Annotated in this window: 1 protein-coding gene; it reads left to right on the forward strand. The window is 45.9% G+C overall.

The window, feature by feature from the left end:
* A partial coding sequence (locus DLK05_RS17645) for a hypothetical protein (RefSeq protein ID WP_438830189.1) occupies positions 1–643 on the forward strand: 643 nt, incomplete at both ends.

Here is a 643-nt window from a genome sequence, read left to right on the forward strand (position 1 = left end):
GGCAATGCGGGAGCAACATATTTATGGAGTACCGGAGAAACTACGCAAACAATTAGYACATCAAYYAGTGGTAACTATTCCGTTGTTGTAACCAATACCAATGGCTGTTCCGCCAGCGATGATGTGAATGTTACTGTTCATGCCAATCCAATCGTAGATTTGGGAGCCGATCAGCAGATCTGTGCAGGCAGCAGCATTACTTTAGATGCCGGCAATGCGGGAGCAACATATTTATGGAGTACCGGAGAAACTACGCAAACAATTAGCACATCAATTAGTGGCAACTATTCCGTTGTTGTAACCAATACCAATGGCTGTTCCGCCAGTGATGATGTAAATGTCACTGTTCATGTCAATCCAATCGTAGATTTGGGAGCGGATCAGCAGACCTGTGCAGGCAGCAGCATCACATTGGATGCTGGCAATGCGGGAGCAACATATTTATGGAGTACCGGAGAAACCTCACAGACTATCAATGTATCAACATTAGGAAATTATTCTGTAACAGTAACCAATGGAAATGGCTGTTCCGCCAGCGATGATGTGAATGTTACTGTTCATGCCAATTCAATCGTAGATTTGGGAGCGGATCAGCAGACCTGTGCAGGCAGCAGCATCACATTGGATGCYGGCAATGCGGGAG

The sequence above is a fragment of the Ancylomarina longa genome, assembly GCF_003996985.1.
Classification (GTDB): domain Bacteria; phylum Bacteroidota; class Bacteroidia; order Bacteroidales; family Marinifilaceae; genus Ancylomarina_A; species Ancylomarina_A longa.